General features: G+C 37.9%; 15 protein-coding genes, 17 tRNA genes, 1 rRNA gene and 3 riboswitches. Of the genes, 29 read left to right on the forward strand and 4 right to left on the reverse strand.

Features of this window, described 5'->3' with window-relative positions; translation table 11 throughout:
- From rrf to ACQKMV_RS18905, 19 genes are all read left to right on the forward strand, one after another.
- Positions 1 to 99 (forward strand): 5S ribosomal RNA (gene rrf, locus ACQKMV_RS18815); the annotation flags it as partial.
- A gap of 13 nt (positions 100 to 112) precedes the next feature.
- Positions 113 to 188, forward strand: a tRNA-Val gene (locus ACQKMV_RS18820).
- A 4-nt stretch (positions 189 to 192) separates the two neighbouring features.
- Positions 193 to 268 (forward strand) — tRNA-Asp (locus ACQKMV_RS18825).
- A gap of 10 nt (positions 269 to 278) precedes the next feature.
- Positions 279 to 354: transfer RNA gene (locus tag ACQKMV_RS18830), tRNA-Thr, on the forward strand.
- 6 nt (positions 355 to 360) lie between these two features.
- Positions 361 to 444, forward strand: a tRNA-Tyr gene (locus tag ACQKMV_RS18835).
- A 5-nt stretch (positions 445 to 449) separates the two neighbouring features.
- Positions 450 to 523: transfer RNA gene (locus ACQKMV_RS18840), tRNA-Trp, on the forward strand.
- Between the two features lie 46 nt (positions 524 to 569).
- Positions 570 to 645 (forward strand) — tRNA-His (locus tag ACQKMV_RS18845).
- Positions 646 to 655: 10 nt separating this feature from the next.
- Positions 656 to 730, forward strand: a tRNA-Gln gene (locus ACQKMV_RS18850).
- Positions 731 to 745: 15 nt separating this feature from the next.
- Positions 746 to 818, forward strand: a tRNA-Lys gene (locus ACQKMV_RS18855).
- 21 nt (positions 819 to 839) lie between these two features.
- Positions 840 to 916 (forward strand) — tRNA-Arg (locus ACQKMV_RS18860).
- A 17-nt stretch (positions 917 to 933) separates the two neighbouring features.
- A tRNA-Pro gene (locus ACQKMV_RS18865) sits at positions 934 to 1,010 on the forward strand.
- A gap of 15 nt (positions 1,011 to 1,025) precedes the next feature.
- Positions 1,026 to 1,101, forward strand: a tRNA-Ala gene (locus ACQKMV_RS18870).
- Positions 1,102 to 1,115: 14 nt separating this feature from the next.
- Positions 1,116 to 1,208, forward strand: a tRNA-Ser gene (locus ACQKMV_RS18875).
- 7 nt (positions 1,209 to 1,215) lie between these two features.
- A tRNA-Phe gene (locus tag ACQKMV_RS18880) sits at positions 1,216 to 1,291 on the forward strand.
- Between the two features lie 3 nt (positions 1,292 to 1,294).
- Positions 1,295 to 1,368, forward strand: a tRNA-Gly gene (locus ACQKMV_RS18885).
- 9 nt (positions 1,369 to 1,377) lie between these two features.
- Positions 1,378 to 1,454: transfer RNA gene (locus tag ACQKMV_RS18890), tRNA-Ile, on the forward strand.
- Positions 1,455 to 1,458: 4 nt separating this feature from the next.
- Positions 1,459 to 1,535, forward strand: a tRNA-Asn gene (locus tag ACQKMV_RS18895).
- 1 nt (position 1,536) lies between these two features.
- Positions 1,537 to 1,608, forward strand: a tRNA-Glu gene (locus ACQKMV_RS18900).
- 377 nt (positions 1,609 to 1,985) lie between these two features.
- Entirely contained in the window at positions 1,986 to 3,032 is a 1,047-nt protein-coding gene (locus ACQKMV_RS18905) for a nitric oxide synthase oxygenase (protein ID WP_427505798.1), read from the forward strand.
- A gap of 38 nt (positions 3,033 to 3,070) precedes the next feature.
- On the opposite strand, the gene ACQKMV_RS18910 is transcribed toward ACQKMV_RS18905, so the two are convergent.
- Positions 3,071 to 4,279: a CynX/NimT family MFS transporter gene (locus ACQKMV_RS18910; RefSeq protein WP_427505800.1), complete on the reverse strand. Its 1,209-nt coding sequence runs from the start codon at positions 4,277 to 4,279 to the stop codon at positions 3,071 to 3,073.
- Positions 4,280 to 4,454: 175 nt separating this feature from the next.
- A riboswitch (Lysine riboswitch) is annotated at positions 4,455 to 4,631 on the forward strand.
- 86 nt (positions 4,632 to 4,717) lie between these two features.
- On the opposite strand from ACQKMV_RS18910, the gene ACQKMV_RS18915 reads away from it, so the two are divergent.
- From ACQKMV_RS18915 to ACQKMV_RS18935, 5 genes are all read left to right on the forward strand, one after another.
- Entirely contained in the window at positions 4,718 to 6,181 is a 1,464-nt protein-coding gene (locus tag ACQKMV_RS18915) for an amino acid permease (protein WP_427505801.1), read from the forward strand.
- 820 nt (positions 6,182 to 7,001) lie between these two features.
- On the forward strand, positions 7,002 to 7,694 hold the full coding sequence (locus ACQKMV_RS18920) for a response regulator transcription factor (protein WP_049667330.1): 693 nt from the start codon (positions 7,002 to 7,004) through the stop codon (positions 7,692 to 7,694).
- 4 nt (positions 7,695 to 7,698) lie between these two features.
- Positions 7,699 to 8,634, forward strand: a complete 936-nt coding sequence (locus tag ACQKMV_RS18925; protein WP_427505803.1) for a sensor histidine kinase — start codon at positions 7,699 to 7,701, stop codon at positions 8,632 to 8,634.
- 138 nt (positions 8,635 to 8,772) lie between these two features.
- Complete coding sequence (locus tag ACQKMV_RS18930) at positions 8,773 to 9,696, forward strand: ABC transporter ATP-binding protein (protein WP_427505804.1); 924 nt, start codon at positions 8,773 to 8,775, stop codon at positions 9,694 to 9,696.
- Positions 9,689 to 10,378 (forward strand): ABC transporter permease, encoded by a 690-nt coding sequence (locus tag ACQKMV_RS18935; protein ID WP_427505805.1) that lies wholly within the window; start codon positions 9,689 to 9,691, stop codon positions 10,376 to 10,378. The genes ACQKMV_RS18930 and ACQKMV_RS18935 overlap by 8 nt, the downstream gene beginning before the upstream one ends.
- A gap of 120 nt (positions 10,379 to 10,498) precedes the next feature.
- Here the strand turns inward: ACQKMV_RS18935 and ACQKMV_RS18940 are convergent, their stop codons facing one another.
- Entirely contained in the window at positions 10,499 to 11,764 is a 1,266-nt protein-coding gene (locus tag ACQKMV_RS18940; RefSeq protein WP_427505807.1) for an Nramp family divalent metal transporter, read from the reverse strand.
- Positions 11,765 to 12,407: 643 nt separating this feature from the next.
- A riboswitch (cyclic di-AMP (ydaO/yuaA leader) is annotated at positions 12,408 to 12,557 on the forward strand.
- A 176-nt stretch (positions 12,558 to 12,733) separates the two neighbouring features.
- Between ACQKMV_RS18940 and ACQKMV_RS18945 the strand changes: the two genes are divergently transcribed.
- From ACQKMV_RS18945 to ACQKMV_RS18965, 5 genes are all read left to right on the forward strand, one after another.
- Positions 12,734 to 14,557, forward strand: a complete 1,824-nt coding sequence (locus ACQKMV_RS18945) for an APC family permease (RefSeq protein ID WP_427505808.1) — start codon at positions 12,734 to 12,736, stop codon at positions 14,555 to 14,557.
- A 196-nt stretch (positions 14,558 to 14,753) separates the two neighbouring features.
- A riboswitch (purine riboswitch) is annotated at positions 14,754 to 14,855 on the forward strand.
- 188 nt (positions 14,856 to 15,043) lie between these two features.
- Positions 15,044 to 15,628 (forward strand): xanthine phosphoribosyltransferase, encoded by a 585-nt coding sequence (locus ACQKMV_RS18950; protein ID WP_427505810.1) that lies wholly within the window; start codon positions 15,044 to 15,046, stop codon positions 15,626 to 15,628.
- Positions 15,628 to 16,926 (forward strand): nucleobase:cation symporter-2 family protein, encoded by a 1,299-nt coding sequence (locus ACQKMV_RS18955; protein WP_427505811.1) that lies wholly within the window; start codon positions 15,628 to 15,630, stop codon positions 16,924 to 16,926. The genes ACQKMV_RS18950 and ACQKMV_RS18955 overlap by 1 nt, the downstream gene beginning before the upstream one ends.
- Positions 16,927 to 17,947: 1,021 nt before the next feature.
- Positions 17,948 to 18,469: a DUF2179 domain-containing protein gene (locus tag ACQKMV_RS18960; protein ID WP_427505813.1), complete on the forward strand. Its 522-nt coding sequence runs from the start codon at positions 17,948 to 17,950 to the stop codon at positions 18,467 to 18,469.
- A 216-nt stretch (positions 18,470 to 18,685) separates the two neighbouring features.
- The gene (locus ACQKMV_RS18965; RefSeq protein ID WP_427505815.1) at positions 18,686 to 19,255 is read left to right on the forward strand and encodes a YitT family protein; all 570 of its coding nucleotides are present in this window, start codon (positions 18,686 to 18,688) and stop codon (positions 19,253 to 19,255) included.
- Between the two features lie 43 nt (positions 19,256 to 19,298).
- Here the strand turns inward: ACQKMV_RS18965 and ACQKMV_RS18970 are convergent, their stop codons facing one another.
- Together ACQKMV_RS18970 and ACQKMV_RS18975 are read right to left on the reverse strand one after the other, a co-directional pair.
- The gene (locus tag ACQKMV_RS18970; RefSeq protein WP_427505816.1) at positions 19,299 to 20,180 is read right to left on the reverse strand and encodes a DMT family transporter; all 882 of its coding nucleotides are present in this window, start codon (positions 20,178 to 20,180) and stop codon (positions 19,299 to 19,301) included.
- Between the two features lie 102 nt (positions 20,181 to 20,282).
- Positions 20,283 to 21,443, reverse strand: a complete 1,161-nt coding sequence (locus ACQKMV_RS18975) for a PucR family transcriptional regulator (RefSeq protein ID WP_427505818.1) — start codon at positions 21,441 to 21,443, stop codon at positions 20,283 to 20,285.
- Positions 21,444 to 21,716 lie beyond the last annotated feature (273 nt).

The raw sequence follows: 21,716 nt of genomic DNA on the forward strand, positions 1-21,716 counted from the left end.
AGAGGTCACACCCGTTCCCATACCGAACACGGAAGTTAAGCTCTTTAGCGCCGATGGTAGTTGGGGGCTTCCCCCTGTGAGAGTAGGACGTCGCTTCGCTTATTTACCATGTGGAGGATTAGCTCAGCTGGGAGAGCACCTGCCTTACAAGCAGGGGGTCGGCGGTTCGAGCCCGTCATCCTCCACCATTATGGTCCCGTGGTGTAGCGGTTAACATGCCTGCCTGTCACGCAGGAGATCGCCGGTTCGATCCCGGTCGGGACCGCCATTTTTTTTTTGCCGGTGTAGCTCAGTTGGTAGAGCAACTGACTTGTAATCAGTAGGTCGTGGGTTCGACTCCTATCGCCGGCACCATCCCTTGGAGGGGTAGCGAAGAGGCTAAACGCGGCGGACTGTAAATCCGCTCCTTAGGGTTCGGCGGTTCGAATCCGTCCCCCTCCACCATTTTTAGGGGCATAGTTCAACGGTAGAATAGAGGTCTCCAAAACCTTTGGTGTGGGTTCGATTCCTACTGCCCCTGCCAGGTTTCGAGGTACTCGTTATCAACACTACTATGATTACATATAGTGGCGATTGTGGCGAAGTGGTTAACGCACCGGATTGTGGTTCCGGCATTCGTGGGTTCGATTCCCATCAGTCGCCCCATTTTAATAATTGGGGTATAGCCAAGCGGTAAGGCAACGGATTTTGATTCCGTCATGCCTAGGTTCGAATCCTAGTACCCCAGCCATTCATTTTTTAATACGAGCCATTAGCTCAGTTGGTAGAGCATCTGACTTTTAATCAGAGGGTCGAAGGTTCGAGTCCTTCATGGCTCATCAAGTTTTTACAAAAATTATGCGCCCGTAGCTCAATTGGATAGAGCGTCTGACTACGGATCAGAAGGTTATGGGTTCGACTCCTGTCGGGCGCGCCAAAAAAGCCTAATAGTATCGGAATGTAGCTCAGCTTGGTAGAGCACTTGGTTTGGGACCAAGGGGTCGTAGGTTCGAATCCTGTCATTCCGACCATCTTTCCTGATTGTTGGGGCCTTAGCTCAGCTGGGAGAGCGCCTGCCTTGCACGCAGGAGGTCAGCGGTTCGATCCCGCTAGGCTCCACCATTTATATAATTTCCGGAGGTATACCCAAGTCTGGCTGAAGGGATCGGTCTTGAAAACCGACAGGCGGGTAACACCGCGCGGGGGTTCGAATCCCTCTACCTCCTCCATTTTTCCGGGTCAGTAGCTCAGTTGGTAGAGCATTAGATTGAAGCTCTAAGTGTCGGCGGTTCGATTCCGTCCTGACCCACCATATGCGGGTGTAGTTTAATGGTAAAACCTCAGCCTTCCAAGCTGATGTCGTGAGTTCGATTCTCATCACCCGCTCCAAAAAATAATGGGCCTATAGCTCAGCTGGTTAGAGCGCACGCCTGATAAGCGTGAGGTCGATGGTTCGAGTCCATTTAGGCCCACCATTATTCCGAAGTAGCTCAGTTGGTAGTAGCACCTGACTGTTAATCAGGTTGTCGCAGGTTCGAGTCCTGCCTTCGGAGCCATGGCCCGTTGGTCAAGTGGTTAAGACACCGCCCTTTCACGGCGGTAACACGGGTTCGAATCCCGTACGGGTCATCAAGCATGTTGCACATTGTGCAACATGCTTTTTTAATGCCAACTAGTTCAAAAATGCCGTTGTGAAAGGGATTAATGGGGCAAACTTTACTGTAAATACTACTGGCGGCGGCGCCTTTTGGGTCTCCTCTTTCTAAGTGAAATTCCCAATAAAATATAGAACCAATGTATCACATTTTTTATAATGGCAATTCTAATGGGGGACTAAGACCTTATTCCTAATCCATAAATAATTTTAGTTTGAAAAAAATATAAGAAATAATATGAAATATTGAACAAAGTATTTCATATATAAAATATGTATGTTTTCTAGCAGATTTTTTCGTGGTGATTATAGTTCTATTCCTCTAATATGAGGGTAGATGGAGGAATTCGATATGAATTTACATGAAGTACAGCAGTTTTTAGAACTTTATCAAGTAGAACAAAATGAGTCGAAAACATGGCTAGAAAATAAATTACAGCAAATTAAAACAGCAGGAGAATATATACCGACAACGGAAGAATTAATCTTTGGTGCACGAGTGGCTTGGCGCAATAGTAATAAGTGCATTGGCCGCTTGTTTTGGCAATCACTGCATGTTGTAGATGCCCGCGATATTTTGAATGAAGAGGATATTTTCAACGCTTTGCTTGAACATATTCAATATGCAACAAATGGTGGGAAAATTCGTCCAACGATAACGGTTTTTGCACCAGGTCGAGTTCGTATCTGGAATCATCAGCTAATCCGTTATGCTGGCTATGACACGGAGTCTGGAGTCGTTGGTGATCCGCATTCTGTTGAATTTACAAAAGTATGTGAGTCACTTGGCTGGCAAGGTGAAAGAACCGCTTTTGATGTGCTTCCGCTTGTTGTACAGGTGGATGGAGGGGAGCCACAAGTGTTTACAATCCCTGACGGATATGTACTCGAGGTACCGATTCGTCATCCAGAATCTTCTCAAGTCGAGAAGCTAGGATTGAAATGGTATGCAGTGCCGATAATTTCGAGCATGCGCTTCCAAATGGCAGGTATCGATTTTGAGGCAGCCCCATTCAATGGTTGGTATATGGGTACAGAAATCGGAGCACGTAATTTAGCAGATCATGAGCGTTATAATATGCTGCCCGCTATAGCAGAGATATTCAACCTTGATACAACTAAACAGGCTTCTCTATGGCGTGACCGGGCATTAGTTGAGCTGAATATTGCAGTTCTACATTCCTTTAAAGAAGACGGTGTCAGCATTGTAGATCATCATACAGCTGCACAGCAATTTAAATTGTTTGAGGAAACAGAAGCAGCAGCAGATCGTGAGGTTACAGGCAATTGGACGTGGTTGATTCCGCCTCTTTCACCAGCTACAACTCATATTTACCATAAGCCTTATGTTAATGTTTACAATACACCCAACTATTTTTATCAAAAACCATCTTATTAATAGAGAAAGGCAGCTCACTTTAACATGAGCTGCTTTTTTTAATTCACATATTCATTTTTAGAAGCCCTAAATGAACATAAGAAGAGTATCAATACTACTACAACAAATAACCAACCAGTGATATGCCAGCCGCCGAATAAATCATGTAAATAACCAAATAAAATTGGACCAATTGCGGCAAATAAATATCCTAGTGATTGTGCAAACCCTGATAAATCAGCTGCCTCAAAAGCTGTACGGGTACGTAATGTAAAGAACATCATTGCTAATGAGAATGAAGCTCCTCCGGCTAAGCCTAGTAGCACCATCCACTGTATAGCGAGGCTTGTCCATTCCATAACTACTCCGATAAATCCAATTAAGTAAAATGCCGTAAACATTAATACGAGAGGTCGTTGAGATGTCATTTTACTAGCGATAATAGGCACAGCTAAAGCCATTGGGACTTGTGAAAATTGCATGATGGAAAACATCCAGCCTGCACGATCTGCAGCTAATCCTTGTGCCATATATATTTCAGGAATCCAAGCGGCAGTTGTATAAAATAATAATGACTGTAATCCCATAGCCCCTGTCACTGCCCAAGTAACAGGTGATTTCCATAATGGTGTACGTTCTTTCGTAGTCTTAACAGTCGGTTCAGGCTTATTAAATTTCAACTGTGGAATCCAAATTAAGATGGTTAACACTACAAGAACAAGTGCGATTGCCAGTGCACCTTGCCAACCAAGTGATGAATTGGCAACAGGATAACTAATGCCAGCACCGAGTCCAGCTGTCAAATTCATCGACATTGTGAAAAATGCCATAAGCAAACCTACGTGATAGGGAAACTTCAATTTAATTAATCCGGGAATTAGTACGTTACCGAATGAAATGGCTATACCAATTAGCGCAGTACCAAATACGAGCAAACTAGTTGTGCCAAGGGAACGTAGTACAATCCCTAACGCTAAAAGAATAGTTGATAAAAATAATGTTAATTCTAGCCCAAATTTACGTGCAACATTTGGTGCGAATGGTGAAATGATTGCAAATGCTAGTAATGGGATTGTTGTTAGAAAGCCAGCTAGTATATTGGATATGCCGAGATCTTCACGGATAAAGGAAATAATAGGGCCAACAACTGTTAGCGGCATACGTAGTGTCGAGGCAATGCAAATTACGCCGATAACTAGTAATAAGGTTGTACCTTTCCAGTTAATTTTCCTGCTAGGATAAGTATCGGTATGTTCATGAGTAGTCAAATAAATCCCCCCTGTTAGAACAATTATGATTGAACCACTATACCACTTTATCACAACGTTAAAAATAGTTGAAAATTCATAAAATACGGAATATTAATCGTGTTATTGAAATGTCATAGGTCATATGTTAAAATAGAACCCATCATAAATTTAATATTTATATGCCTCATGTTTGTATTGAGGTAGAGGTCGCGGTATTTAAGAGTATACTAATGGAAATGACAAGCATTAGAGATATTAGTTGAAAGGAAATACTGCCGAAGTGTGAGGGGACTTGAAAACCTCATGCTGGGGCTGTCTCCGAAAGGAACAGAACTGTCACGTTTGGACAACGTGTTGCGCTATCATTTTGAAAGAACAGAGGATTTACTTAGCCATCACAGCAACGTTCATGTGATGGCATTTTTTTGCCTCTTAAAAAAGGAAGGAAGCTATATTGTGAGTGAGATAAAAGTCAATCAGCTCGGCCATAAAGCGCCAAAGCTGAAAAAAGAATTAAAAAGCCGCCATATTACAATGATTTCATTAGGCGGTACAATCGGTACAGGATTGTTCTTAGCTAGTGGTGGTGCCATTGCACAAGCAGGCCCAGGCGGTGCATTACTCGCCTATGCATTAATCGGTATCATGGTGTATTTTTTAATGACGAGTTTAGGCGAAATGGCAGCCTATATGCCATCATCGGGTTCATTTAGTACGTATGCTACAAAATTTGTAGACCCAGCTCTAGGCTTTGCACTTGGTTGGAACTACTGGTACAACTGGGCAATTACAATTGCAGCGGAAATTTCAGCTGTCTCATTAATTATGAAATATTGGTTCCCAGATAGCTCATCTGCACTTTGGACTGTTATATTTATCGCTGTAGTTTTAACGTTTAATCTATTATCGGTAAAAAGCTATGGTGAAAGTGAATATTGGTTTGCAATGATAAAGGTTGTAACTGTAATCGTTTTTATTATCATCAGTTTCTTAATGATTTTCGGTATTTTAGGAGGTCAAGCTCCTGTAGGCTTTACGAATTTCTTTATTAGTGATGGACCATTCCACGGTGGCTTCCTTGCTACATTTGGTATTTTCTTAGCTGCAGGATTCTCGTTCCAAGGGACGGAGCTACTTGGAATAACAGCAGGTGAAACGGATGACCCTGGTAAAAATATTCCGAAAGCTGTTAAGTCTGTTTTCTGGAGAATTCTTTTATTCTATATTTTAGCGATTGGTGCAATTGGGATGCTGATTCCATTTACAGACGCACGTTTGCTATCTGAAGATATCGCTGTTTCGCCATTTACACTGGTGTTCGATCGTTTAGGAATTGCCTTCGCTGCATCATTGATGAATGCTATCATTCTAACGGCAATGCTGTCAGCAGGGAATTCAGGGCTTTACGCATCGTCACGTATGCTTTGGCAATTAGCGGTAGATGGACATGCACCGAAATTTTTCACAAAACTAAGCCGTCGAGGTATTCCGATTTACGCATTATTGGCAACTTTAGCTGTAGGCTGCCTAGCATTTTTAGCTTCATTCTTTGGTGATGGTGTGGTCTATATGTGGCTTCTAAATGCCTCTGGGATGTCTGGCTTCATTGCCTGGCTAGGAATTGCATTTAGTCATTACCGTTTCCGTCGAGCGTTCGAGGCACAGGGCTTAGATCCGAAATTGTTACCGTATAGAGCAAAGCTATTTCCATTCGGTCCGCTATTCGCCTTTACGGTTTGTATGATTGTTGTTATTGGACAAAACTACAGTGCCTTTATGGGTGATAAAGTAGATTGGTACGGAGTTCTTGTCTCATATATCGGTATTCCACTGTTCTTACTGTTATGGTTTGGCTATAAAATCAAGCATAAAACAAAAATGCTTCCATTAGAGCAATGTGATTTAAAAGTAGAACAATAAAAAAATTAAACTGTCCTGTGAGCCATAGAAAATGCTCGCAGGACAATTTTTTTAAGTTAAAAAATATTGATGAATTTGTAACCCAGACGTATCATCAAAACACTATAGGTGAACGTTCCAAGCTTTAAGCTCCAAAACCTCGTATCCCCATAATAGCAATCAGCGATCCGTAGAGTATAAGAATAAGCAAAATGATGAGTAATCCTAAAAATTTAGAAATACCTGGTTGTTTTGATTTAATTCCGGATATCCCCCAAAAAATACTCATTATCCAGAGTAGAGCACCTACATAAAAGTAAATCCCAAAAATACCGTTCTTACTTAATAAACTAGCATAAAACAATAACAACCCTATAATACAAAATGTAATAGAAAAAAACCGTAATTCCTTCTAAAAGTCATTTCTCCAGCCCTTGCTAATTTAATTTTGATTATCACTAAAATAGACCAATTGATACAGGGGGTTACAAATTCTGTATTTTAGGGTCTTCAGATAAAATTACTGGAGAGAATAAAAAGGGGACTTTAGTTTCTCGAATCGTCCCCCACTTTTGGAGCACAACCTTAATATGGTAAACTGATAGATAAATAACACATCATCAAATTTTGGGTAGGACATTTGTTGAAACGTATACCATGTATATAAGTAGATTGGAGTGGAGGCTGGACGCTCCCCAGGAAGCTTTGCTCTGTGCTAAAGCGAAGCGGCAGCGATAAAAGCGTCCAGCTGGAACGGAAATCAACCCCTCTTTGTGGTGATGATCATAGTAATGACCAAGTCATATATAGACTGCTTTATATTAGGAAGAGGTGCATGAAAGTGCAAAACAATATATTACTAGTAGAAGATGACGAAGCCATTCGTGAAATGGTGGAAAACTATTTAACGATGGAGGGATTCCTTGTCACCTCTGCGGTAAATGGAGAAGAGGCATTACAAAATTGTTTAAACAATCCCTTTGATTTAGTGATCTTGGATATTATGATACCGAAGCTTAATGGATTAGAAGTTTTAAAGATTATACGAGAGCAAGCATCACTTCCAATAATCATTATGTCAGCCAAGGATAGTGATGTTGATAAAGCGTTAGGATTAGGTTTAGGCGCAGATGATTATATCGCCAAGCCATTCTCGATGCTGGAATTTTCAGCACGTGTCAAAGCCGCAATTCGAAGAGCTACGAAATACTCCAGTCAAGTAGAGGAGAAGAAAGATATAGTAGAGATAGACAACTTATCGATCGACCTTGTTAATTTTTCAGCTGAGAAGAATGGACAGCAAGTAAAGCTCACATCAAAGGAATTTGCTATCTTAAAATTATTCGTGACAAACCGTAATCGAGTTTTTACAAAGCAACAAATTTACCAATTGATTTGGAATGATGCTTACTATGGGGATGAAAATATTATTAATGTACATATAAGAAGATTACGCGAAAAAATTGAAGACGATCCATCCAATCCTCTATATATTAAAACACTTTGGGGAATCGGCTATAAATTTGAAGGATAAACAGATGATTATATTTCTATTACTGATGATTGTGTTACTTGTAGGCATTATTATTTTTCAGGTGAGAGTTAAAAAACAACAAAACGCTTCCGTTCAATACATGCATCAAAAACTGCAAGCAATCATTAACGAACAATCGAGCGAAAAGATTTTAGTGCCGACAGCAAATCAAGAATTACAGCAACTACTTATTGCGATGAATGCGTTGTTAGATCACAATCAAAGAGTATCGGCGACACATCGGAAAATGGAAAGCTCTATGAAAAAAATGTTGGCCAATATTTCACATGATCTTAAAACACCTTTAACAGTTGTACTAGGTTATACGGAAATGCTACAGCTGAAGCAATCACTTAGTGAAGAGGAGCAGCGCCGGTTGCTCAAGGGCGTTCATTCGAAATCATTGGAAGTATTAAAAATAATCCATACATTTTTTGACCTGGCAAAATTGGAGGCAGGAGATACAGATTATCCAATGACGAAAATTAATGTTAATGAAATTTGCCGCAAAAATATTTTATCATTTTACGATATGGTCACGTCTATGGGACTAGAAATCGATATAGCAATACCAGAGATGTCCGTGTATGCACTTGGCAATGAAGAAGCGTTAGATAGGGTTCTGAATAATTTACTGTCAAATGCTGTTGCCTATGGGGCAGCGGGAAACATCATTGGCCTCACAGTAAGAAATGATGATACTAATATTTTTATTGATGTCTGGGATCGTGGTAAGGGGATTGACGAATATCATATTGATAATGTTTTTGAAAGAATGTATACGCTTGAGGATTCCAGAAATAAATCCTTTCAAGGGAGTGGCCTTGGCTTAACTATTACAAAACGCCTTGTAGAATTAATGGAGGGTTCCATCCAGCTTTCCAGTATCCCATATGAGAAGACCATTTTTTCAGTTTCTTTAAAACGAATAACATACTGAGCAGTCATGCTTGTAGAGCAAATTTTATGGCTTTACAGGCTTTTCTTCTGCCCTTAAGAAATTTGTAAGAATCAAGTAATAAATTAGAGAGTTTCGTTTTTTATAATAAAGGTAGCTAAATTAAAGGGAGAGATCTACATGACATATATTGTGAAAACAAATCAGCTTACAAAGGTATTTGAGGGAAAAGAAGTTGTTTCTGCTGTGACTATGCATGTGAAAAAAGGAGAGATTTACGGTTTTTTAGGTCCTAATGGTGCCGGTAAAACGACAGTCATGAAAATGCTAACAAACCTTACGAAGCCAACGAGTGGAGATGTCGAAATATTTGGTGAAAAATTAATGGACCGCTCATACGACGTGCTGAAAAGAATGGGAACGATTATTGAATATCCAATTTTCTATGAAGATTTAACAGCAAAGGAAACGTTAGAATTACATTGTGAATATATGGGCTATTATGACAAGAAAGAGATTGCCCATGCCCTAGATCTAGTGAAACTAACAAACACTGAGAAGAAACGTGTAAAAGACTTTTCTCTAGGGATGAAACAACGGTTGGGTATTGCACGTGCAATTATTACTAAGCCGGAATTACTTATTTTAGACGAGCCGATAAATGGACTAGATCCAGTTGGCATTAAAGAGCTTCGAGAACTATTCAAGATGCTTTGTAAAGAGTATGGAATTACGATTATTATCTCTAGTCATATTTTGGGTGAAATTGAACAATTGGCAGATACAGTTGGGGTTATTAAAGATGGAAGATTAATTAAGGAAGTAACAATGGAAGATGTCAATCGTAGTCAAGCAGATTATATTGAAGTGGTTGTCAATGATGGGAAAAAGGCTGCCTTTATTATAGAAAGTAAATTAAATATTACTAATTTCAAACTAATGGATGACAATTGTATTCGAATTTATGAATCGACAGCTTCACAAAAGGTGCTATCTAAAACATTGATTGAGCATGATATTGAAATTGAGGGCATTAGCAAAAAAACAAGCTCATTAGAGGATTATTTCTTGAAGTTAATCAATGGAGGTGTAGCTAGTGCTTAATTTAATGCGTCTAGAAATGAAAAAATATCATATTGGTTCATATATAAAACGAGCTATTTTCGCAAATTTTGTGATATTAGGTATTATGTTTATGCTTTTATTTATTACTAAAATAGAAGGGGACCTAACCTTTGACAATTATCAGATGGCATTAGGCATTATTGATTCAGCTGTAAGAGCAGTGTTTATTATTTTTGCTAGTGCGTTAATCGCCAAGCTTATTATTGGTGAATTCAAATATAAAACGATCACTGTAGCTTTTATGTATCCGATAAATAGGAAAAAATTAATTGCTTCAAAGTTAGCCATTGTTGTTCTTTTCACCTTTAGTGCAATTATTATATCAACTGCTTTTGTAACAGCGATTTTTTGTGCTGTTAGTGAGAATTTCCAATTGGTTTCAGATACATTAACGAGCTCTCTAATAATACAACGAATTCCAGTTGTTATAATGAATGCAGTTGCAGCATCATGCATCGCATTAATACCATTGTATTTTGGTATGAGAAAATACTCCATTCCGGCAACAATTATATCATCTATTTTAATTGTAGCGGCCGTATCATCAAATACAGGTAACTTCACCTTGTATGATATTATTATCATACCAATCACTTTAGCTATTATCGGTATAAGCGTGGCCTATTTATCATTTAGAAACATTGAGAAGATAGATATATAAGGATAAAAAATTAGCTCATCACAGACTAAACGCTCTCTGGAAAGCATCCAGTCGGAAGAGCTTTAAAAACTTAAATGCCAGACACAAAACCAAATTAAGGTTTTTGTGTCTGGCATTTTTTTAACCAAATACCGTTTGCCATAATAAATAAAGATTTAAAGTAACTACAATCACCACGACAATCCATCCTAAGATAGTTGTTATACGATGGTTGACTAGGTCTCCCATGATGTCACGCTTACTTGTAAACATAACAAGCGGTACAAGAGCAAATGCAATACCAAACGATAAAATAACTTGGCTTAGGACAAGCGCATAGGTCGCATTAACGCCGGATGCAATGATGATCAGAGGAGGTAACATTGTAATAGCTCGACGTAAATAAAGCGGAATTTTTCTTCTAATAAAGCCTTGCATCACAACGTCACCTGCAAGTGTACCAACTGAAGAGCTAGCAAGACCTGCAATGAGAAGGCCAAGACCAAAGGATACCGCCGCCATCGGACCAAGCGCCGCTTTTAATCCGTTATAAGCGATATCTAAATCTTCAACTACTACGCCTTGTGTATGGAAAACTGCTGCAGCAATAACAAGCATACTCATATTGATAGCGCCTGCGACAATCATAGCGATAATAATATCAATAAACTCAAAACGGAATATACGTTTTTTTTCAGCATCATTTCGGCCAACTACACGACTTTGGGTTAATGAAGAATGCAAGTAAATGGCGTGTGGCATAACGGTTGCTCCTAAAATACCTGTTGCCAGTAAAATAGAATCTACTCCGTCAAAGCGTGGTGTGAACATGCCTATCGTTACTTCACCCCAATTTGGTTGTGCTAAAAATGTTTGGAATGCAAACGCTAATACGACAATAAGCACCATGCCAGAAATACCTGCCTCAAATGCTCTAAAGCCTCTACGCTGTAATTCTAGAATAGCAAATGAGCCGACCGCTGTAATAAGCGCTGCAGGCAACATTGGAATATTGAATAACAAGTACAGTCCAAGTGCAGCACCGATAAATTCTGCAAGATCTGTTGCGATAATGACCAATTCAGCCTGAATCCATAAAAAAATAGAAGTTTTTTTAGAAAAATGTTCACGTGCTACTTCGGGTAAATTTTTACCAGTAGCAATACCAAGCTTTGCCGATAAGGATTGAATTAACACCGCCATTAAATTGGAAAAGGCGATTACCCAAAGTAGTAAATATCCATATTGTGAACCTGCTGTAATATTTGTTGCGAAGTTGCCTGGATCAATATAGGCAACTGCTGCGATGAAGGCTGGGCCAAGAAACGGTAAGATTCGTCGCCAGCCCTTTATATCTCCATTTAAAACCGCCTCAGCCGACGGTTTTGTCATTCGTTTGTAAACCATGTTGTTCCCTCATTTCAAAGAGTATCGCAGGTGAAATAAAGTTTCCTAAAGGAAAATGATATATTCCTATTTTATAGCTAGAATAAGAAAATGTGAAGAAGTTTACTCGATTTTTTTTCTTAATTCGAAATGTTTTTAGTACAGTAAATCAATTGTCATTAATGAACGTTGATTTTGTTTATGTATCATAATGTATTGAAGCATCATAGCAAAAAATTCGATTCTTTGAAAATGATCAAGGATTAATGTACTTAGCTATTTTAAAAGCAGGAATATACTTATAAGGTGGCTTTTTTTGATTTCCAATTCGGGTATTCATATATTTCCTACCCATATTAAAACATTATTCCTTAAAAAATAAAGATTCATCACCAAAGTTGCGACATTTGCCAAGTATATAAATTAATTGAAGTGGGGCTGAGTGAACCTTGGAAATCAGCGTCACAGATGAGACCCTGTATCGCAAGTGAAACGGCTTCCAGAGAAAGCGCTCGATCAGAACGGAGATCAACATCACGTTAAGGCAGTGAGCCATCATAAAAATATTCAAAAAATCAAGTGAAAAAAATTTTTTGTAACCGTTTTCTTCATCTTTACTTTTTTTAATTACAGGCGTAATATGACATCATTATAAAAGTTTCAAATTTCTAAATCGCTGAAGCAATTAGACGCGGGGGACCCAATTTTTACGGATTACACATAATCCTTGGGGTGAATCTCTTCATTTATTGAGGGGTAGGGCTACTCAGGCCCGAATCCGACAGCTAACCTCGTAAGCGTTAAGAGCAGAAAAGTGGAGCTTGGCAGACGAATGAGCGTCTACAAGTCTTATTTAGTGATGGCTTGTAGATTTTTTTATCTTCATTTAATGAAACAAAGCCCCGGTGAACGGCACAAAAACCAATTATGCTATAGTGTAATCGATTTAGAAATGTGAAACACATTCTATGAAACTAGAAGGTGTAGTAAATGAAATCCTCATTAAAACGTTTTATTATAGGTAAACCATTGAGATCTGATGCATTGGGGGAACAAAAGCTTAGTAAAACTAAAGCACTTGCCATACTATCGTCCGATGCTTTGTCATCAGTAGCGTATGGACCTGAGCAAATTTTAATTGTACTCATGACAGTAAGTACTGTTGCTTTTTGGTATTCTCTACCGATTGCTGCTGGGGTAGTTGTATTACTGACGGCACTTATTTTCTCGTATCGTCAGGTTATTTATGCGTATCCACATGGTGGTGGAGCATACGTAGTTTCTCGGGAAAATTTAGGTGTCAATGCGGGGCTAGTCGCAGGTGGATCGTTGCTTGTCGATTATATTTTAACAGTTGCGGTAAGTGTATCGGCTGGAACAGATGCCATTACTTCGGCATTTCCAAGTCTGCATCCCTATAATGTGATAATCGCTGTGTTTTTTGTTATATGTTTAACGCTTTTAAACCTACGTGGTGTAACAGAATCTGCATCCATTTTAGCGTATCCAGTTTATTTGTTTGTGATCGTGATGCTGATATTAATCGGGGTAGGGGCTTATAACATAGTAACAGGGCAAGTTCCTGCTGAGTTGCATCCAAAGGTTGGTACACCGGTTGCAGGTATTAGTTTATTTATATTATTAAAAGCATTTGCATCAGGAAGCTCAGCTTTGACTGGTGTTGAAGCAATTTCAAATGCTATTCCTAACTTTAGAGATCCAGCCCCCAAAAATGCTTCTAAAACATTATTGGCTATGGGTGGTATTTTAGCAGTGCTATTTATTGGTATTGTGAGCCTAGCATATTTTTATGGAGTTGCTCCAAATTCGAAAGAAACGGTTGTTTCACAAATTGCGGAGGCAAGTGTAGGTCGTAATCTCTTTTATTATATAGTGCAAGGAACAACAGCGATGATATTAGTACTTGCTGCGAATACAGGTTATTCAGCATTTCCTTTACTAGCTGTTAATTTATCGAAGGATGGTTTTATCCCAAGAATATTCCAAGTTCGTGGGGATAGACTTGGTTATTCAAATGGCATTTTGATGCTTGGTTTAGCTGCCATTGTTTTAATCTTTTTATTTGGTGGAACAACAGAGCATTTGATTCCACTATATGCAGTTGGTGTGTTTATTCCGTTTACTTTAGCGCAAGTTGGAATGATGCGAAAATGGTTGCGTGAAAAGCCAAAAGGTTGGGTTGCTAAATTTGTAATTAATACTATTGGAGCGGTCATTTCATTTATTGTAGCTATGATGTTTTTTGTGACAAAATTACCTCAAGTATGGCCAGTGTTTATCTTTTTACCAATTATTATTTGGACATTTCACCGTATTAAGCAGCATTACAAAACAGTTGGTCAACAACTAAGATTAGATAATGAGAAATTACCGAATGTTGAGGGTAATGTCTTCATTGTCCCTGTCGCGGGTATTACGAAAGTAGTCGAAAACACATTGCATTACGCGCAGTCATTAAACGTTGATAAAATTATTGCCTTTTATGTAGCTTTCGATCAAACGGAAGCAAAAGTGTTTGAGGAGAAATGGAAAGCTTGGCAGCCAGATATAAGACTTGTAACATACTATTCGCCATATCGGAGCATTACACAACCGTTGATGAAATTTATTGATAAGGTTGAACATCAATGTACGAAAACTGGCCATCAAGTAACAGTGATCATCCCACAGTTTTTACCGAAAAAAGGATGGCATCATATGTTACACAATCAATCGAGTCTATTAATTCGCGCATCGCTGTTATTTCACAAAAATGTCGTCATTATGACAGTGCCCTTCCATTTATTAAAATAATGACTAGCAAGCTCGAAAATAGTCTGATATAATCAGTACGTTGATTGTAAAACACGAACGTTTACAATTAAAATTCACTAAAATGATAGTAAATTCCGAAAAAACAGACTTTAGTCAGTGTGAGATATAAGCACATACCGAATGAAGTGCTATTTTTGGAAATGACGCCAAGGCGTGATAAAAATAAGAAGTTTTTACAGTTTTATACTATTTCACTCATATAATAGCGAGAATATGGCTCGCGAGTTTCTACCGATTTACCGTAAATGAATCGACTATGGGTAGCAATGTTTTAGGAGACCTCATATGAGGTGTTTTCTATTCGTTTCGACGTTTTTACGCTGAATGCTTTGCTCCACTCGTAGATGATTGGAATCAAAGTATTCAGCGTTTTTTATTACTTGCATTGCTTCTGGCGCTCGCCTGTAACGGAATGTAAGTTGCTCATAAAGAGTTATTACTATAAGAAAGAAGGCTATCAAGGAAATGAAGTTATTACACGACAAAATTACACAAGAGGGTAAAGTTTTATCTTCATCTGTATTAAAAGTAGATTCATTTTTAAATCATCAAATTGACCCAATGCTTATGAAGGAAATTGGTCATGAGTTTGCAAATCGATTCTCTGATCAAGTCATTACAAAAATTTTAACGATCGAATCTTCAGGTATCGCACCATCTGTGATGCTAGGTCTTGAAATCGGTGCCCCTGTAGTGTTTGCACGTAAACGTAAATCATTAACACTATCAGATAATCTTTATTCTTCAAAAGTACATTCTTTCACAAAAAATGAAACAAATGATATTTCAGTATCACGTAGTTTCTTAAATGAAGATGATAACATTCTAATTGTTGACGATTTCTTAGCTAATGGGGAAGCGGTCAAAGGTTTACTTGATATCGCAGCACAAGCTGGTGCAAATGTTGTGGGTGTAGGTATTGTTATTGAAAAAGGCTTCCAAGACGGTGGGAAATTATTACGCCAGCAAGGAGTTCGCGTGGAATCATTAGCAATTGTAGACTCTCTAGAGGACGGCAAAGTAACATTTGCTGCGGAGGCTAATGCGTAATGAATACCGTTAAATCGACGACTCTAGCTATTCAACATTTACTTGCGATGTATGCAGGAGCCATTTTAGTGCCACTGATTATCGGTGGGGCAATTGGCTTTGATTCAACACAAATGACGTATTTAGTAGCGATTGACATTATGATGTGTGGGATCGCAACGCTTTTACAAGTGTATTCAGGTAAATTTATCGGTATCGGTTTGCCGGTAGTACTAGGCTGTACATTTACAGCAGTTAGTCCAATTATTGCAATCGGTACTAACCCTGAACAAGGTATTACAGATATTTATGGATCTATTATTGCATCAGGTATAATCATTATGATTATTGCAGGCTTTTTCGGTAAGTTAGTAAAATTCTTCCCACCAGTTGTTACAGGCTCGGTTGTGTCGATTATTGGTATCTCTTTATTACCAGTAGCTTTAAACAATATGGCGGGTGGACTAGGTGCAAAAGATTTTGCATCTGGCTCGAATGTAGCTTTAGCGTTTATTACACTCGTTATTATTTTAGTAGTTTATCGTTTCTCTACAGGCTTCATCCGTGCAATTTCTATTTTAATCGGATTAGTTACGGGGACAACCCTAGGAGTATTTATGGGGAAGGTTGATTTTAGCCCTGTTTCAGATGCTGCAGTATTACACATGGTTCAGCCATTTTACTTCGGGATGCCAACATTTAATGCATCTGCGATTATTACAATGACGCTCGTAGGAATGGTTTCTTTAGTAGAATCAACAGGAGTTTATTTTGCACTAAGTGATATTTGTAAGAAAAAACTAGATTCAAAAGATTTATCACGTGGGTACCGTTCAGAAGGTCTTGCCTCTGTTATCGGCGGTATTTTCAACGCTTTCCCATATACAACATTCTCACAAAACGTGGGACTTACACGTATGTCGGGCGTAAAAGACCGTAAAGTCATTTACATCACAGGTGGATTACTAGTAGCACTTGGTTTCTTACCAAAAATCGCAGCATTAACAACGATTATTCCAACACCAGTACTAGGTGCGGCAATGCTTGCGATGTTCGGTATGGTAATAACTCAAGGTATGGGCATGCTAGTACCTGTTATGAATGAGTCAGCAGAGAACGCCATGATTGCTGCAATTGCAGTCAGCCTTGGTGTAGGTGTATCGGTTGTTCCTGGAATTTTCGAATCGCTGCCAGAGAGTGTATCTCTTCTAACATCTAACGGTATCGTCTGTGGTTCTGTTACAGCGATTATCCTTAATATTTTATTCAACATGATTGGGCCTAAGCATAAGGAAGACCCGATGCATGGGGAAGCTTAAAGAATCTCTGAAAATAAAAAATGTCATCTACTTTTTATAGTAGATGGCATTTTTTTTTGCAGAAAAGCCTATTTAATAAGATATGATTTTAATGATGATACTGCATTTTTACAAAACTTCAAATGAGACCTTTTTCAATTAACCTATGTCTTTAAGGTTCGGTGTCGATATGGATGTGAAAAAAGAATCAAATTAAGGATACTTTAGACCGTGACCTAACAGAAGATGAAATGTTAGTTATGAAGACATCCTATTCGAATGGCTATTTTACTAGGGGAAAAGACGGTATGGAGAAAGTGCTGAGGAGACCTGTTAAGAAATAAGGTTATCCCAACCTAAAAAAACACTAGCATTAGTTGGTGGGTTGTCTCATATATTTCATAAGACTACCCTATATAACAGGAAAATTAGGTATTGTAATCCAATTGTCTATGGAATATTATGAACCTTATGGAAAGGTTGGGTATAAATGAATTTAAAAACCGCTAAAGAAGTTCTTGAAGAACTACAAGAAACTATGAAGTCGCATATGTGTCAAGAAGAAAGAATGAAATTGGAAGTTTGGCTTAAAGAGTATTACATAGACGAACTAATAAAAAAGAAAGTTCGATGAATTTGGATTGTTAGCCATTTAAAAGGGTAGTCATTTAAAATGGGGGCACTTCTTTTCGGAGGTGTCCTTTAAATACCCACCACTGTCGGCGTATCAATTGTTCCTGTATTTTCAAGGAACTCCTAGAAAGTATATCTCTTCTAACATCAAACGGTATCGCCTGTGGTTCTGTCATTGCGATTATTCGTAATATATTATTCAACATGATTGGGCCGAAGCATAAAGGATTTCTATATAAACAAAATGTCATCTACTACTATAGTAGGTGGCATTTTTTTATGAAAAGTAGATGTTTAAATTCTATTTGTAAGGGAATCTGGAAAATAGTTGCATCTTAATAGAATGCAAGTCGATGTCTCGACATACATTTATAGTATATAAAACTACTTTTTGAAAGGTCTCTTACAAATGCAAAATATATTTTTGATTGTATTACTTCAATTAATTTATGTGCCTTTTTTAACGTTACGTACAATATTTTTAGTGAAGAACATTACGTTCCTTGCTGCCATATTCGGGATGCTGGAAATGTTAGTGTATGTATTTGGCCTTTCTCTTGTCTTTAATGGAGATCAAAGTATTTTAGCGATGGTTGTTTATGCTGCTGGTTTTGGTTTAGGTATTTTTCTAGGGGCCAAAATTGAACGTAAACTAGCGATTGGCTATGTCTATACGACAATCAATACGCAAAGTAAGAATGAAGAGCTCGTGAATTTCCTTCGTGATGAAGGCTTTGCAGTGACAATTTATATTGGGGAAGGTAGAGATAGTAATCGCTATAAATATGAAATATTAACAAAGAGGAATCGAGAGACAGAATTGTTTCAAATTGTGGAGCATTATGAACCAAATGCTTTTATTATTTCTTACGAGCCTAAATCATTTAAAGGTGGATTTTTGCTGAATCGCATGAAGGCAAAAAACAAATAATTTTTCCCTAAGATTGCCCTTCCGTTTATATACAAAAGGGCATTTTTGGGTTCTCACCATGATCCATTTTTTGTATTCACACAATTTATAGAGAAATTTAGCGACCAAGCTCGATAAAAAATATCACTACTATTACACCGACAGACGTGAACAATAACATGTTCAAATCAATTTTTTCATACTATAAAAACATGTTAAGTCCCGGAGGGGTGTTGTATGTATTTTTTTACGAAAGGCTTGGTCATTCTTATAGGGAGTGCCGCGGTATCATTAGGAATTAATCTATTCTTAACTCCTTATCAAATTTTAGATGGGGGAGTTGTAGGGATAGCGCTTATTTTACACTATATATATAAGCTTAAAATAGGTTTAATGATCATCATTATTAGCATTCCAATCTTTATCATCTCTTGGTATAAATACAGAGCGTATTTTTACAATAGTATACATGGATTATTCGCCTATTCTCTTAGTATTGATTTACTAAAGCCTGTTCGGAATCTTATTCAGGTAGATGCCATCTATAGCGCCATATTTGGAGGGGTACTTATGGGTTTTGGTGTTGGTTTGATGCTTAGATTTCAGACAAGCACTGGTGGTACAGATTTGATTGCACAATTTTTAAGTGATAAAACCGGAATTAATGTTGGGATACTCATTTTTATGATAGATTCAATCGTCATCGTCATAGGGGGATTGCTTTTATCTTCTAGTACATTATTGCTTTCTATTATTACAATTTTGGTAGCAGGGATTACTACAAGTATCATGACGAGTCGTTTTTAATAAAAAAATAGCTTCAGTAGGACTGAAACTATTTTGAAATTCGTTATCGAGAGCTCTTCATCATTCGTTTTTTAGGATGTGCAGGCTTTACTTCGGCAATTAATATGGCGAGTAAAATCAGTACTGCCCCAACAACCATACGACTCGTTAATACCTCATGTAAGAATATAACGGATAGTACCATGCCGAAGAATGATTCTGTCGACAGGATAATAGCTGCCTTTGTAGCAGACGTATATTGATTCGCAACATTTTGAAAAAGATAGGCAAGAGTAGTTGAAAAAATCGCTAAATAAACGATTGAATAGATTGCTTCTTTTTCAAGAGTAGTTGGGATATCACCTTGACAGACTACGACCAAGACACCTAAAAATGCTGCTGTGATAAATTGAATAATCGTAAGGGCAATGGCATCTTCCTTTTGGACAAATAGATTGGTACAAAAAATATCAAAGGCAAAGGCGACGGCACATGCTAAGGAAAGTGCATCTCCGATATTCATTGTCAGTGAGCCTTGTAATGATAAAAAACTGATTCCAACAATTGCCATAATCGAACCGATAATTTCATAGCCATCTATACGGCGCTTGTAAACTGCAAACGCGATTAATGGCACAATAATGACGTTTACAGCGGTTAAAAATGCATTTTTAGAGGGTGTTGTATATTGTAAACCTACTGTCTGAAGGGCGAAGGCAATATACAAAATGGTCCCTAACAAAATACCCTTCCAGATAACTGATTTTGAAGCTTTTTTTAATCTGTATCCAAATAAAATTGTGAGTATAATGGCAGCTAATAAAAATCTACCTGCCATCACTTGATAAGCTGTTAAATATTCCAATGCGATAGCCGTTAATACAAATCCGCTACCCCAAACGATTGCAGTGACTAACAGCATACCATCAGCTATGTATTGTTTCATTATTCTTCCTCCTAACTTCAATAGAATAACATGTGATGGAAGAAAATAATTTGATTTTAATTCTAAATATTCAGGCGTTTTTTTGTACTTATTCCAAAGCTGTCATTCGACATTCATTTTGCTATGTAATAAGTACAATTTAATGGCTGCTGCTAGTCGTTCATAAAAAACATAATCATTTTCTAAAGGAGCTACTAGTTGACGTATTTTTGACATACGATAACGGATTGTGTTTGGATGGCAGTAATGAGCAACGGCTACTTCTTTAATATTTCCTTGTTTTATGATATAGGTGATTGCTGTTTTCATTAAATCTGGATCAACCTTTTCCTCAAGTAGGGGACCAAGATAGCTATTTACATAGTCCATAGCAAATTTAGCGTCCTTACGATGCAATTCAATTAACAACCAATCGGAAGCGAGGTTCTCATAATGACATATAGAAGCCGTTTCAATTTCAGCCATGATACGTGCATAAAACGCTTCACGAACAGCAATAGGGAATTCTGTTTGTGTTACGTGACAACGACTATAGCCAAAGGTCAATGAATCAGTTGAGATTGCATATATCGTTAACCATTCATTGAGAAGTTTTTCAAATTGAAATTGCTGTGATGGATGGGTCATTAAAATAAAGAGGCTCTTTTTATAGCTACAAATCATACCAGATTTCAATAGAGGCTCTAATTGAAAAAGAGATTGCATCCATTGACTATTTGCATGATCTTGCGTTTGAATATTAGCAACAAATACATATTTTTCAAAGGGCTTATTGATTTGCTGTAAAATAGACTTTATTTGTTCATCTGTTACTTCTTCCTCCATTAGACGTCGCATGATCGTTTCTAAAAAGAATGAATAATCCTGTGTTTTTGCATAGGCCATCGTTTCTAAAATAATCTTTTCAAAAAATTCATCTCCGCCAAATCGCAATATCGGGAAATTTTGTTCATCTGCATAGGCTAACACTTCCTCAGGCAAATCCTCAAAGATAACAGGTTTATAAGCTAAAGCGCTTGCCCCTAGCTCAATAAGGCTTTTCACAGCATTCCATAAATATTCTGGCTTTTGCTTTGCGAATAATAAACTGCTTAAAACAACACTATTCGGTGTGAAAATCGTTTCTCGCACAGTTTGAATATCGGGTGAAAATTCAAAGTCAAGAATTTCAACATTCTGAACGGGTTTATGTAAACCATTGCGACCAGCAACGACTGTAAAATCCTTCGTAATAGGAAGTTGTAAAAAATTCTCTACGTTCATTGGTATATCAAGCAACCTTTCTTGTGATTGATCTTCTATTACTTATTATAAAAGTACTTGTCAGTAAAATACATTAGTATCGCTGATAGGGCAAAGTGAAATCGCTGATAAAGCATGGTGGATCGCTGATAAACTAGTCAAAATCGCTGATAAAGCTCCAAATATCGCTGATAAACTGGTCAAAATCGCTGATAAAGCACCGAAAATCGCTGATAAACTGGTTAAAATCGCTGATAAAACAACGAATCTCCACTTGAACTACCTTCTTCACAA

It is taken from the genome of Lysinibacillus sp. NPDC094403, assembly GCF_050278745.1.
Classification (GTDB): Bacteria; Bacillota; Bacilli; order Bacillales_A; family Planococcaceae; genus Lysinibacillus.